This window comes from Paenibacillus tundrae, assembly GCF_030812775.1.
GTDB lineage: Bacteria > Bacillota > Bacilli > Paenibacillales > Paenibacillaceae > Paenibacillus > Paenibacillus tundrae_A.
The window spans coordinates 555372-567983 of the sequence record NZ_JAUSTI010000001.1 but is presented as its reverse complement, the minus strand read 5'-3'; the positions used below and the strand labels follow the sequence as shown (position 1 = coordinate 567983).

The window sequence follows — 12612 nt, the reverse complement described above, 5'->3', positions numbered from 1 at the left end:
CACGAATCCAGAACATCGCATGAATCCATACAACAAAAAGAACATATCAACAAAAATGTTGAATGTTCTTCATGTGTGAGTGGTCACAACTAATGATTTAACAGTATTTCGTACTTTGATATGAAATTAGAGCTGTTTCCGTATCTTATGGCGTGATCTGTTTAGGAAGTTCTTTCAAAAGCCACTCTCTAGAGACCGCATCACTTGAAGCTTTGACAATATCAAATTGGTACACGTGACCTGCTTTCACCGCAGGCAGGTTCTTCCACACTGAGCTATCAAGCAGTTCTTTGGTTGATTGTTTCGCTTCCTCTGGTACAGGATTTAGGATAAAGATTCGATCACCTGCGAATTCTGGCAGTTTCTCTGTTGAAATCTCAGCAAAGCCTAACCCTTCATCCAATACCTTCTGGATTTCAGCTGTTGGCTTCATACCACCTGATCCATACAACAATTGAGGTAATCCTGCACCCGCCATTACGAATAATCGATTACCCGGATACATCGTGAACACCGATGCGGTCTCATCCGCTTCTAATCCATTTTCATGAAGTTGTTGCCACATCGCTTCAGTCGCTTGCTGGTGGGCTGTGATCCACGCTTCGGCTTCTTCCTTTTTGTTCAACATATCACCTAATGTGCGCATTCTATCTTCAATGGTTGCAAACGAATCAAATGTTACTGTTGGTGCTACCTTAGAGATTGCCTCATATTGGTTCTCATCACTGTTGGAGAAAATAATGAGATCCGGGTTAAGAGAGAGAGACTTCTCTACACTAATCGGGAATCCCACGTCCTCAGCTTCTGTAACTTGATCATCATACACGGTTCCTTCTTGACGAAGTATGCCCACAGGTACCACGCCGAGCGCCAGAAGATCTCCTGTAACCTCACCATGGTAAATCACTCGTTTTGGTGTTACTGGAATTTCTACCTGATGGCCTGTCCAATCTGTAAATATCCGAGTTTGAGCTTCTTCGTTACTAGCTGAAGTCGCTGCTTGATCACTCTCTGCTGTTGTACCGGACTGTGCCTCACTGGCTGTGCTAGACTGTTCTGATGAATTGGCTGTAGAAGTCGATGCCTCGTTGCCACAAGCAAGTAGAAGCATAGATAGCCATGTTAGTGTCAATAGAACTGCCGTATTTCGTATACCCTTTTTCATTCCCATTTCTCCCCCTAGATCTGTTCATGTACTTTATTTCTCTGTAAAAGAAAAATCAACCTTATTAATGATATTGATTATCATTATCGAGTGTATCATAAAACAATTCCTCCTCCGCGCTCAATGGACAAACGTAAATTTCTACTTTTCGTTTTGTACAAAAACCCGAAACAACCACGTAGTTTGGAATCATCAGTGCTCTTTTCCCTCTATACAGCTCGGGATTGACGTGATAAATTAATGAATACTTATTTCCATTTTTAAATAACCGGAGTGATGATACTAATGACGAAACCACAGCAACATTCAGGTCGCTCAGCCTTTACGATACCTACATCTGATGTAATGACACAGTTGCCTACACAGTTCTTCGCAAGTCTTGTGCAGAATGTGAATCGCGAAATTAACGCTGGACATGATGTCATTAATCTTGGACAAGGTAATCCCGATACACCAACGCCACCTCATATCGTAAAAACGTTGCAGGAATCGGCTGAAAACCCGCTCTATCACAAATACTCACCATTCAGTGGATATTCCTTCTTGAAGGAAGCGATTGCGAAGCGATATAAGGAAGATTACAATGTCGATCTTGATCCAGACACAGAAGTTGCTATTCTATTTGGTGGCAAAACGGGTCTCGTTCAATTACCGCAAGTGTTACTTAATCCAGGTGACGTGTGTTTGGTTCCAGATCCGGGATACCCCGATTATTGGTCTGGTGTAGCTCTTGCCAAAGCACATATGCATTTTATGCCACTACTGGAGTCCAATGCTTTTTTGCCTGACTACGAAGCAATCTCGGCTGAGGACAGAGCAAAGGCTAAGCTAATGTATCTGAACTATCCGAACAACCCGACATCTGCCACAGCTCCTCTTTCTTTCTATGAAGATACGGTGGAATTTGCTGTTCAAAATCAGATTGTTGTAGCTAGTGACTTTGCCTATGGTGCAATCGGATACGATGGGCACCGTCCTGTGAGCTTCCTCCAAGCACCAGGGGCTAAGGAAGTCGGAATTGAATTCTACACCCTATCCAAAACGTATAATATGGCTGGATGGCGTGTGGGTTTCGCCCTTGGGAATGCGGACATTATCTCGAAAATTAATCTATTACAGGATCACATTTATGTCAGTCTGTTCGGTGGTATTCAATCGGCTGCAGCAGCAGCATTGACCTCCTCTCAGCAATGTGTCACCGATCTAGTAGCACGGTATGAATCTCGTCGCAATGCGTTTTATGATGCACTTGAGCATATCGGTTGGCAAGCTGCCAAGCCAAGTGGTTCATTCTTCAGTTGGCTGCCTGTGCCTGAAGGTTTCACGTCTTCTACTTTTGCCGACCTACTCCTACGAGAAGCCAAGGTCGCTGTAGCCCCTGGAATTGGCTTCGGTACGCATGGCGAAGGTTATGTTCGTGCTGGGCTATTGAGTGATGAGACACGGTTACGAGAAGCTGTAGAGCGGATTGGTAAGCTCAACTTATTTAAGTAATAATCGTACCTTTTATCGCTTGTATTGAGATCGATTGACTTTCAATCCGAGAAGATGGAACGGAGCTAGAAATGGGAAGCATTATAAGCTGTATATCCCTTTGCATCTGGGGAGTTTCCATGGTATGTTATAGAGAAATATTGAACGAAACGTGATGACGGGACCAGTACGAGAGGAACAAGACACGCACAGAGAGTAAATTCCATGAGGCTGCAAGAATTTACCGTGACTTCTCTCCGAAACCTACCCCTGAGCGGCCTGTTTTTATATATGCGTGTTCAAATATACCGTTTATGCTATCGATAAGATGGGATGAAACTGGTGAACTTTTTGAACAAACATGATATGAATAGGACAGTGCCTTCTGTTACAGGGCATTAAGCCGGATGATACACTCATCAATAAAGGTGGTACCGCGGAAGTAACAAACTTTCGTCCTTTTTATAACAAAAAGGGCGGGAGTTTTTTTTGTACCTGTATAGATTTTCCTTTAAGAGCTTGTTCATAAATTCGCATTGGATGACGAAGCATGGATGAGAGTTTACGAGCTTCTAATCCGTTCTCGATACGATACTTTTTGAACATTGTTCTGTAACGAGTCATTCATTATGTTTAAGGAAGTGAAAGCATGTCCTCACGTATAGTTGTTAAGATTGGTAGTAGCTCGCTTACTACGGAAGAAGGCGGACTCGACCGCGATTCCATTGCATTTTTTGCTGGAGAAATTGCTGCGTTGATGCAAAATGGTCATGAAGTGCTTCTCGTCACATCAGGCGCTGTTGCCGCAGGATTCCGAGAGATCGGATACGCACACCGCCCTAAATTGCTCCATGAGAAACAAGCAGCGGCGGCTGTTGGGCAGGCTTTGCTGATGCAAGCATATCAACAGGCTTTTGCGGCACACCGCGTTACTACGGCACAAATTCTTTTGACTCGAACCGATTTTCATAGTAGAAAACGGATGGGTAACGCGGGTATGACCGTGGAGGAATTGCTGAAACAAGGTGTTATTCCGATCTTTAATGAGAATGATACGGTATCTGTCGATGAGCTCAAATTTGGAGATAATGATCTATTGTCTGCTCTGGTCGCGAATCTAGTGAAGGCGCAACACTTGGTTATTCTGACGGATACCAACGGCCTCTACACCGCAGATCCACGCAAAGATCCTTCTGCTACGCGATACGATCGGATTACAGAAATTACAGCCGAGATTTATGCCTATGCAGGAGGTTCCGGATCATCTGTGGGTACAGGGGGCATGCGCTCTAAGGTCGATGCAGCCAAAGTAGCAACACGTGGAGGCGTGCCTGTCTTTGTTGGCCGTGTGAATGAGCCTGGTGATATGCTTCAAGCTGTGGAGGGCACAGGGAAAGGAACCTATTTCGAAACCAAGCTTGCAGCTCTATCCCGTAAGAAACAATGGCTCGGCTTCATGTCGACTCCGCTTGGAACCGTCGTTGTAGACGCTGGTGCAGAGGAAGCTCTTGTGCATGGCGGACACAGTCTTCTACCTGTCGGTGTTCGGCGGGTGCTTGGCACTTTTCATGCCGGTGATGTCGTTGAAGTCCTTGGCCCTGATGATACACTACTTGGCCGTGGGATTGTAAATTACGATGATGACCAACTGCGACTTATCGCAGGACTACCTAGTGGTGAGGTTATCCAAACATTAAATAGCATTCATCGACTTGAGGTTATCCATCGGGATGAGTGGATTACTTTGAAATAAGGCTGGGTAACAGCCTTAGGTTGATTTATTTTTATACGAATCAGCAATGGGAGGAAAAAACAATGAGTGAAGTAAGACGAAAGGCCATTCAGGCACAAGCCGTAGTTCCACAATTGAACCGACTGACTACAGAACAAAAAAATACAGCTCTACTTGCCATGGCAGATGCTCTCCTGGAGAAGTCAGATATCATTATTACTGCAAATGGTGAGGATCTGGAGCGCGGTAGACAACAAGGAACACCAGAATCTATGCTTGACCGATTAGCGTTAAATCAAGAACGAATTGCGGGAATCGCAGAGGGACTTCGTCAGATTGTGGATCTGCCTGACCCTGTGGGTGAAGTTCTTGAAACCTTTACGCGTCCAGATGGTTTGCACATTCATAAGTTAAGAGTACCGATCGGGCTGATTGGTATTATCTATGAAGCACGGCCTAATGTTACAGTAGATGCTGCAGGGTTATGCCTCAAGACTGGCAATGCAGTTCTACTTCGCGGCGGATCCTCTGCCCTCTCCTCCAATCGCAAAATTGTTGAGGTATTACATGAGGCATTGGCAAAGACAGATTTACCTCCAGACGCCCTACAGCTTGTGGAAGATGCCAATCGTTCGTCTGTGGATGAGATGCTTAAACTGAATGGACTGCTGGATGTTATTATTCCCCGCGGCGGAGCTTCACTCATTCAAAATGTAGTTGCGAATGCGACAGTTCCAGTCATTGAAACGGGGGCAGGCATCTGCCATACCTACGTGGATGAATCAGCCGATCCGGTAATGGCAGCAGAGATTGCGATTAATGCCAAAGCGCAACGTCCATCCGTATGTAACTCAATGGAAACTCTATTAGTACACGCTGCTTTCGCAGAGCAACATCTCGCAACCATTGCGGAACAATTCCGTGAGCTTAACGTGCGATTGAAAGGTTGCGATGCTGTGCGACGTATTGTCCCTTCTGCCCAACCCGTTAGCGAAGAAGACTACGCGACTGAGTATAACGACTACATTTTGAATATCCGTGTTGTATCCGGCCTGGAGGAAGCTATGCAGCACATTGCTCAATACGGCACCAAGCATTCCGAATGTATCGTAACGGCGAATACAGAAAACGCTGAGCGTTTCTTGCATGATGTTGATGCAGCAGCCGTGTATCATAATGCTTCTACCCGTTTCACAGACGGCTTCGAGTTTGGTTATGGAGCCGAAATAGGTATCAGTACACAAAAGTTACATGCACGTGGTCCAATGGGATTGCCTGCACTTACATCAACCAAATATCGCATTACTGGCGATGGTCAGATCCGTCAATAAGTTCGCAGTTTAGTTATTTAGGAGGACGATAATCATGAGTCAAGAACAACAGACGTTATTACAACAGAAAATCACTTTCCACGGAGCAGGTGCGATGGCAGAAGCGATCGTACGCGGTCTAATCTCCCGCCTTGTCGTACGTCCACAGGACATTACGATGCTGAACCGCAGCAACCAGAAACGTCAGGAGGAACTCAGCAGTCGTTACGCAGTACATACTGGAACTGCGGCACACTCCCAAGAGATTCTCTCGGGTTCTCCCGTTATTGTATTGGCCATGAAACCTAAGGATGCTGCTGCTGCTCTGAAAGAATTGGGTCCTCTTTTGTCACCAGATCAACTGATCGTATCCGTCATTGCTGGATTATCCATACGTACGATGCAGACGCTCCTTGGACGTAAACAGCCTATCGCTCGTACAATGCCAAATACATCAAGTACGATTGGACTTGGCGCAACTGGACTTGCCTTCTCAAACGAAATTACAGATGAGCAACGCAGCACGGTCATGACCATGTTTGAAGCTGTCGGGATCGTGACCATTGTGCCTGAGGATAAGTTAGAGATTCTTACAGGGATTTCGGGAAGTGGCCCGGCTTATGTATACTATTTAATGGAGGCTATGATCGCTGCGGGTATTCGAGGCGGCTTATCCAGCCAGCAGTCACGTGATCTAACCGTTCAGACGGTGCTTGGTGCTTCCCGAATGGTTCAGCAGACCGGACTGGAGCCAATGAAGCTTCGCAGTGATGTTACGTCTCCTGGAGGTGCAACTCAAGCTGCACTGAAGAAGCTCGACGAAGGCGACTTCTTTGAAAATGTAATTGCAGCCGTTAACCGTTGTGCAGAGCGCTCACGGGAAATGGGGGCTGCTTTGGAAGGAGATTTAAAAAATGAATAATATGTGTACTGCTACATATCGCCTACATGACGATCACGCAGATTTCCGCAAAAAAGCAGAATCTATTGCCGTTGGTATGACTGTTGGCAGTTGGACTGAATTACCACAGGCCAAACGCGAAGCGATGCAGAAGCATCTAGGTGAAGTCATTAAGGTTGAGGTGCATGAACCTGAAGGTATGTCTTCTGGTGAGCGTTATGCTGATATCACGATTGGTTATCCCGATGTGAACTTTAGTCGAGATATTCCAGCTCTGCTTGTAACCGTATTTGGCAAAATTTCAATGGATGGGCGCATTAAGCTTACACGTCTTGGCTTCTCTGACAACTTCCTGAGTGCATTCCCTGGCCCTAAATTTGGACTAAACGGTGTTCGTGATCTACTTGGTGTACATGATCGTCCACTGTTAATGAGTATTTTCAAATCCGTTATCGGACTTGATGCGGACGAGTTACGTGAGCAGTTTGTCCGTCAAGCACTCGGTGGCGTTGATCTCATCAAAGATGATGAAATTCTGTTTGAAAACAAACTAACTCCGATCGAAAAAAGAGTCGAGGTCTGCATGAAAGCAGCCGAACAGGCTCGTCAGGAAACGGGAAAGAAACTGCTCTATGCAGCGAATCTGACCGGTTCGACCTCACAACTGAAAAAACAGGCTGAACGTGCCATTAACGCCGGCGCCAATGCCTTATTATTTAACGTATTAGCCTACGGATATGACGTTCTACATGAGCTTAGCAGCGACCCGGATATCAAAGTGCCAATTATGGCTCATCCAGCCCTTGCTGGCGCGATGTATCCATCTCCACATTACGGTATCTCCGCTTCTGTCTTACTTGGCCAACTGATGCGACTTGCGGGTGCAGACATCGTCTTGTTCCCATCTCCATATGGCTCAGTAACGATGCCAAAAGAAGAGAATATGGCGATTACTGAACAATTGCAGTCGACAGAACTTCCTGTGCGTGCAAGCATGCCTGTGCCTTCAGCAGGAATACATCCTGGCCTTGTACCGCTGATTCTGCGGGATTTCGGTACCGATGTGATTGTAAATGCTGGCGGAGGCATTCATGGACATCCTATGGGCACTGAAGCTGGTGGACGTGCGTTCTTGCAGGCAATCGAGGCATCGCAGCGTTCGATTCCTCTGGCACAACATGCATTGGAGCATCCAGAGCTCAAAAGTGCATTGGATCTATGGGGTGGTGAACGATGAGAAGTGATAAACAAACCGTCATTTTCTGTGATTTTGATGGAACTATTACACTTTCGGACAATATTGTTGCCATTATGAAAAAATTCAATCCTCCTGGTATTGAGGCTATTATGAAAGATACCGTTGAACAAAAAATAACGTTACGTGAAGGTGTTGGGGCAATGTTCGCCCTCCTGCCCTCCTCACAAAAAAATGAGATTGTGGAATTTGTGCTTGGACAAGCCGGTATTCGTGAAGGCTTCAGCGAATTTCTAGAATTTGTTCGCCGTGAAGGCATTGAATTCAATGTGACCAGTGGAGGCATGGACTTTTTCATCGAACCTTTGCTCGCACCATTTGATATCCCGCAGGATCATGTGTATTGTAACGGAGCGGATTTTACAGGTGAAACCATTCGGATTGAATGGCCGCATCCTTGCCAGCCCCCTTGCGAGAATGGCTGCGGTATGTGCAAAACTACGGTCATCCGTACCTTCCCGGCAGATCAATATAATCGAATTCTGATTGGCGATAGCCTTACTGATTTTGAAGGTGCCAAAATTGCTGATCTGGTCTATTCCCGTTCTATTTTGACGGATAAATGTATTGAACTTGGTGTCGATCATGTGCCGTTCACTACCTTTTACGATATCATCGAAGATATGAAACAGAAGCAAACACAAGGAGTGCTGTAAAGATGGGGTTTGAGAAAATTACTTTGGAACACAAACGTCAAGTTCTCGAAGAACTAGCGGATGTTAAAGCACTGTTTGCCAGCCGTAACTGGTTCCCAGGTACAAGTGGAAACTTGTCCATGCGTGTTGGTGATTTTGATCCAGAACAGTTTTATTTTGCAGTAACAGCTTCCGGTAAAGATAAATCTCTGCGCACGCCAGAAGATTTCCTGTTCGTGGACAAGCAAGGTAAAGCGATTGAAACAACAAACCTTAAGCCCAGTGCAGAAACGCTAATCCACTGCGAAATCTACCGCTTAACAGGTTGCGGTGCGGTATTCCACGTACATACCGTGTATAACAATCTAATTAGTGAATTCTTCGGCGCTGATGGCCAAGTGCCAATCCAAGGAATCGAATTGATCAAAGCATTCAACATTTGGGAAGAAAATGCGGAGATTCGTGTACCCATTCTGCCTAACTTTGCTGATATTCCTTCAATTGCTGAATTGGTTCTAGATGTGCTTGATGCCAAAGTGCCGGGTATCTTGCTGCGTAATCACGGTATTTATGCGTGGGGTAAGGATGCTTTTGAAGCCAAAAGACATCTGGAAGCCTTCGAATTTTTGTTCGAAGTAATGTATCGTCAGCTATTGCTTAAAGGGGCTACATCGTAATTAGTAGATGATTTTGATTAAGCTATATAGATTGAACTAATCTTTTTTACACTGACCACTACAATGACAGAGCAACATTTCGATCGCTGTTATCCCCAGGTTTTTTTGCTCCCTATGACAAAGGGGAAAATCCGCGGATAGCGTATGCTTCCGATGTAGCTTTCTTGGAGAAAGCTTTCAGACGAACGTTTCGCTTCAAAAAACATAAAACACGCCGATGTTCCAATGAGGAACTATGGCGTGTTTTTGATTTAGGATCGATCTTCACGATCTTTGAACAAGAATAGACTGTCGAGTTCATCGTCGGGATTTTTGCCATTTCCACTCTTGATCGGACGTTGCTTCCCAAAGAGTAGCTTCAATCCTCCAACGATAAGTAATAGCGAGATGATCATCGTATTCAGATAGGATCGAATCTCGTACGTCAAGAATACATTGGGGAACATCTCACTGAGTTGCGGAATAATAAGACGAATCGCTAAGTAGTACAAGCCTAGTGCTGCAATTCCGAACCCAATCAGTCGTTGATGGCGCGCCCAATCCTTGAAGATGGGATGATCCTCTAACGGTTCCCGCCCATATCGGCTTGAGCATTGAAGACCGTCAAAGAAGCTATAGAACCAGATGAGTGGAATCATAAATAAAAATACGGATAAACGAAGCAAATCTAGAATGTATATACTGCCCAGGAACAAAAACATGAGCTGCATACCTCTTTTTTGTAAACCTAAGTAGAGATGCCCAGCGCCCGGGAATGCTGACAACAGCGTTGCTAACATTCTGCTACGTCGCCCATTTACTCTTCCCATTTCCAACTCTTCAAACAGCGTGCGGTCTTCTATTACCTCACCTGCTTGCTTGCGATGAATATGCTGTACCGCATCAAACATACAGTACACCCAAATGACAGGTAGAATGAGCAGGAACATTAAGAAGTTCTCTTCATTCGTAATAGATGCTACAAAAACCATCATTGCAAAGGATCCAAAGAAAGCAATTAAGAATGATAGTCCTCGGTGCAACAGCCCCATATGAAGATGTCCAAGTCCAGGAATAAATGAAAGGAGTATCGTGAAGAATCGTTCACCTTCAGTACCTTTGCGATACATCGGATTACCATATGCCCCTTCAGGACGATCATATCCCTCATAGACGTGTTCTGCATGGCTTTCGTTCGGCTCAAGCGAATCTACCCTTTGGTCATGATAAGAGTCACTTACTCGGCCGTAAGGTGCCCTATATCCTTTATACTGTTCTTCTCGATAGCTTGTCGAACTTAATAGCACGATAATCATATCAAGCATGCTTATCCCCCAGAAGAATACGGATGCCACAGCACCAAAGATTACCAAATCCTGTTCTGACAATACAATACCCAACATGAAGAAACCGACAAGTGTTCCAAAAAAGAGAAGCGGGTAAACGACTGCCCGAATAGGTCTTCTCCAATATAAGAATCCAAGCCCAGGGATCATATTTAGTAGAAATGCGAGTAATTTATTACGATCTGATTGCACAAACGTCATCCTTTCTTTTCAGGCAATACGAACTAATTTATGGTTTGGGTTTGAAGTTATCCAGCCACGACGTAGCTGCCTCCGTCCATTTCTCTGTAAATGATCCGCCATGCTCACCATCCTGAAGATGATAAGGAGCTACCTTGTCAAACAACCCCGATGATAGGAAAATCAGCGTCAGGCAGGCTGCCACAGCGTAATGAAATACTTTATGTTCAAGCCAGCGGTAACGATGCGAACGTGGTAGAGGCCGGACATTGGACGGTTGCATTCGATTAATCTGATGCATGATCGAGTCGGCAAAGCCCGTTGGATCATTCAAGGAAGGCAATTCTCCATGAACATCGAGAGCTTCTAGATAATTGTGCATTTCGTCTGGATTGTCTATAAGTGCTTGTTCCATATACAGTGATTGGTTGGGAGGGATTCGACCTTCTATATACTCGGACCATTCCTGAACGGTATATACACCTGATTTATTCACGCCACTCATCCTCCTTCCAATGATTTCGTATCCACTGCCGTGCACGATATAATCGGGACTCTACTGTTTTCACAGCCACTTGGGCATCGTGGGCAATTTGCTCATAATTTTTCTCTTTTAAATAATATGCCGTGATGATATCACGATGCTGAGCAGGCAACTGGCTAATTCGCGCTCGCAGAGCTTCCTTACGTTCTTCTCGAATAAGCCTTGTAAGGACATCTTCTTCTCGTCCAGGTAAGTGATGGATTCTCTCTTCTCCACCTAGATCTTCATTGCTTCGTCTGCCGAGCTTACGCTTGGCATCAATTGCTTTATGAAACGCAATGCGGGTAAGCCATGTTTTGAAGCCTTCGGATCGGTAATCAGGGAGAGATTTGTACATCTGTATGAACGCTTCCTGAGCTGCATCCTGAGCTTCTTGATCGTTTCGTAGTACCGAGTACGCCACGTGGTATACATGCTGGCTATACTTATCGATCAACAAGCGAACCTGGGATGTGTCTCCTTCACGGATTCGTTCAATTATGCGCGCTTCATCAATAACTCTCCCCTCCTCTCCATTACATTAGACGACAAAGCTTCACTCTGCCCCTGCATATTATTTTATTTTTTTATTAACATAGTTGCCTTTCGCCTGAAAAGCGGAATTTCCATCCTGAATCATATCACAATAAAAAGACAGGCACAGAATAACATCTGGCCTGTCTGATTTTCTGAATAGAGATACTTCTATATGTTGAATTAACGACCACCACTACGAAAACGTTGCGTATACGCTTTGGCGTCTTGAACCGACTTCACTCGATTACGACTCCATTCAAGCAAGATTCGATCAATGTATCGGAAATGGACTTTGCCTGCAAATACAGCCTCTTTCAGCGCCATCAGAATTAATTCTTCTTGATACCGATCCTGATCCAACCAACTGGAGATCGTTTCACATTCCATGGGTGAAAGCGGACGTCCGAATTCTTTTTCGAAAATGGAAAACATATTACGCTCTTCCTCTTCTATTTGAACACTGTTCGAATTCGAACGCGCGTTATGTTCCAGCTGTTGTTTCTGTATAGCGGCAACATCCTCAGCTACACAAGTCGCTAATCGTGCAAACAGCCCATGCAGGTCATAACGTTCGTACTGAATATCACGTTCCTCATCTCGGTGCTCATCAATGGCAACATATCCATCCTTCATCAAGCGTTGCAGCATTCTTGCAATGCCTTCTGGGGGTAGTCCCATACGACCACCGAGCTCTTCCAAGGTAGGAAACTCATTGAATTCTGCCTGTTGAAAGCCCAGAAGTTGAATGAGCAAGAGCACCTCTGCATCGGATAGACCTAACTGATGATAATAGCGCAATAATGCATAAGGAAGCTGCGCTGTTCCCGATGTCATCCCATAAGCTGCTCCATTGATCCATGCTTTGGAGCCGGTATCTTCCATAGACTCACGGTTAAGCA

General features: G+C 45.1%; 12 protein-coding genes. 7 read left to right on the top strand and 5 right to left on the bottom strand.

Annotation, left to right across the window (positions count from 1 at the left end):
• Nucleotides 1–145: 145 nt before the first annotated feature.
• Nucleotides 146–1165: an ABC transporter substrate-binding protein gene (locus J2T19_RS02820; RefSeq protein ID WP_307212924.1), complete on the bottom strand. Its 1020-nt coding sequence runs from the start codon at nucleotides 1163–1165 to the stop codon at nucleotides 146–148.
• Nucleotides 1166–1450: 285 nt separating this feature from the next.
• Between J2T19_RS02820 and J2T19_RS02815 the strand changes: the two genes are divergently transcribed.
• From J2T19_RS02815 to J2T19_RS02785, 7 genes are all read left to right on the top strand, one after another.
• Entirely contained in the window at nucleotides 1451–2659 is a 1209-nt protein-coding gene (locus J2T19_RS02815; RefSeq protein WP_307212922.1) for a pyridoxal phosphate-dependent aminotransferase, read from the top strand.
• Between the two features lie 628 nt (nucleotides 2660–3287).
• Nucleotides 3288–4391, top strand: coding sequence for a glutamate 5-kinase (gene proB / locus J2T19_RS02810; protein WP_307212920.1), 1104 nt, complete (start codon nucleotides 3288–3290; stop codon nucleotides 4389–4391).
• A gap of 62 nt (nucleotides 4392–4453) precedes the next feature.
• Nucleotides 4454–5701 (top strand): glutamate-5-semialdehyde dehydrogenase, encoded by a 1248-nt coding sequence (locus J2T19_RS02805; RefSeq protein WP_307212919.1) that lies wholly within the window; start codon nucleotides 4454–4456, stop codon nucleotides 5699–5701.
• Between the two features lie 34 nt (nucleotides 5702–5735).
• Nucleotides 5736–6602, top strand: coding sequence for a pyrroline-5-carboxylate reductase (proC, locus tag J2T19_RS02800; protein ID WP_307212918.1), 867 nt, complete (start codon nucleotides 5736–5738; stop codon nucleotides 6600–6602).
• Nucleotides 6595–7818 carry a 2,3-diketo-5-methylthiopentyl-1-phosphate enolase gene (locus tag J2T19_RS02795; protein ID WP_307212916.1) on the top strand — a complete coding sequence of 408 codons (1224 nt, stop codon included), beginning with the start codon at nucleotides 6595–6597 and terminating at the stop codon, nucleotides 7816–7818. Before proC ends, J2T19_RS02795 begins: the two co-directional genes overlap by 8 nt.
• Entirely contained in the window at nucleotides 7815–8492 is a 678-nt protein-coding gene (locus tag J2T19_RS02790; RefSeq protein WP_307212914.1) for a 2-hydroxy-3-keto-5-methylthiopentenyl-1-phosphate phosphatase, read from the top strand. The genes J2T19_RS02795 and J2T19_RS02790 overlap by 4 nt, the downstream gene beginning before the upstream one ends.
• 2 nt (nucleotides 8493–8494) lie before the next feature.
• The gene (locus tag J2T19_RS02785) at nucleotides 8495–9148 is read left to right on the top strand and encodes a methylthioribulose 1-phosphate dehydratase (protein WP_307212913.1); all 654 of its coding nucleotides are present in this window, start codon (nucleotides 8495–8497) and stop codon (nucleotides 9146–9148) included.
• Between the two features lie 251 nt (nucleotides 9149–9399).
• On the opposite strand, the gene J2T19_RS02780 is transcribed toward J2T19_RS02785, so the two are convergent.
• The 4 genes from J2T19_RS02780 to J2T19_RS02765 form a co-directional block, all read right to left on the bottom strand.
• Complete coding sequence (locus J2T19_RS02780) at nucleotides 9400–10674, bottom strand: multi-tm2 domain protein (protein WP_370874774.1); 1275 nt, start codon at nucleotides 10672–10674, stop codon at nucleotides 9400–9402.
• A 28-nt stretch (nucleotides 10675–10702) separates the two neighbouring features.
• Nucleotides 10703–11149: a hypothetical protein gene (locus J2T19_RS02775; protein WP_307212908.1), complete on the bottom strand. Its 447-nt coding sequence runs from the start codon at nucleotides 11147–11149 to the stop codon at nucleotides 10703–10705.
• Nucleotides 11142–11633: an RNA polymerase sigma factor gene (locus tag J2T19_RS02770; protein WP_235540567.1), complete on the bottom strand. Its 492-nt coding sequence runs from the start codon at nucleotides 11631–11633 to the stop codon at nucleotides 11142–11144. Before J2T19_RS02770 ends, J2T19_RS02775 begins: the two co-directional genes overlap by 8 nt.
• Nucleotides 11634–11893: 260 nt before the next feature.
• Nucleotides 11894–12595 (bottom strand): DnaD domain protein, encoded by a 702-nt coding sequence (locus J2T19_RS02765; RefSeq protein ID WP_370874790.1) that lies wholly within the window; start codon nucleotides 12593–12595, stop codon nucleotides 11894–11896.
• Between the last annotated feature and the right edge of the window lie 17 nt (nucleotides 12596–12612).

What these genes read in the sequence shown, in the direction of transcription:
- proC (WP_307212918.1), top strand. Translation starts at nt 5,736, where the DNA reads ATGAGTCAAGAACAACAGACGTTATTACAACAGAAAATCACTTTCCAC.
- J2T19_RS02805 (WP_307212919.1), top strand. Translation starts at nt 4,454, where the DNA reads ATGAGTGAAGTAAGACGAAAGGCCATTCAGGCACAAGCCGTAGTTCCA.
- J2T19_RS02795 (WP_307212916.1), top strand. Translation starts at nt 6,595, where the DNA reads ATGAATAATATGTGTACTGCTACATATCGCCTACATGACGATCACGCA.
- J2T19_RS02765 (WP_370874790.1), bottom strand. Translation starts at nt 12,595, where the DNA reads ATGGAAGATACCGGCTCCAAAGCATGGATCAATGGAGCAGCTTATGGG.
- J2T19_RS02785 (WP_307212913.1), top strand. Translation starts at nt 8,495, where the DNA reads ATGGGGTTTGAGAAAATTACTTTGGAACACAAACGTCAAGTTCTCGAA.
- J2T19_RS02790 (WP_307212914.1), top strand. Translation starts at nt 7,815, where the DNA reads ATGAGAAGTGATAAACAAACCGTCATTTTCTGTGATTTTGATGGAACT.
- J2T19_RS02820 (WP_307212924.1), bottom strand. Translation starts at nt 1,165, where the DNA reads ATGAAAAAGGGTATACGAAATACGGCAGTTCTATTGACACTAACATGG.
- J2T19_RS02815 (WP_307212922.1), top strand. Translation starts at nt 1,451, where the DNA reads ATGACGAAACCACAGCAACATTCAGGTCGCTCAGCCTTTACGATACCT.
- proB (WP_307212920.1), top strand. Translation starts at nt 3,288, where the DNA reads ATGTCCTCACGTATAGTTGTTAAGATTGGTAGTAGCTCGCTTACTACG.
- J2T19_RS02780 (WP_370874774.1), bottom strand. Translation starts at nt 10,674, where the DNA reads ATGACGTTTGTGCAATCAGATCGTAATAAATTACTCGCATTTCTACTA.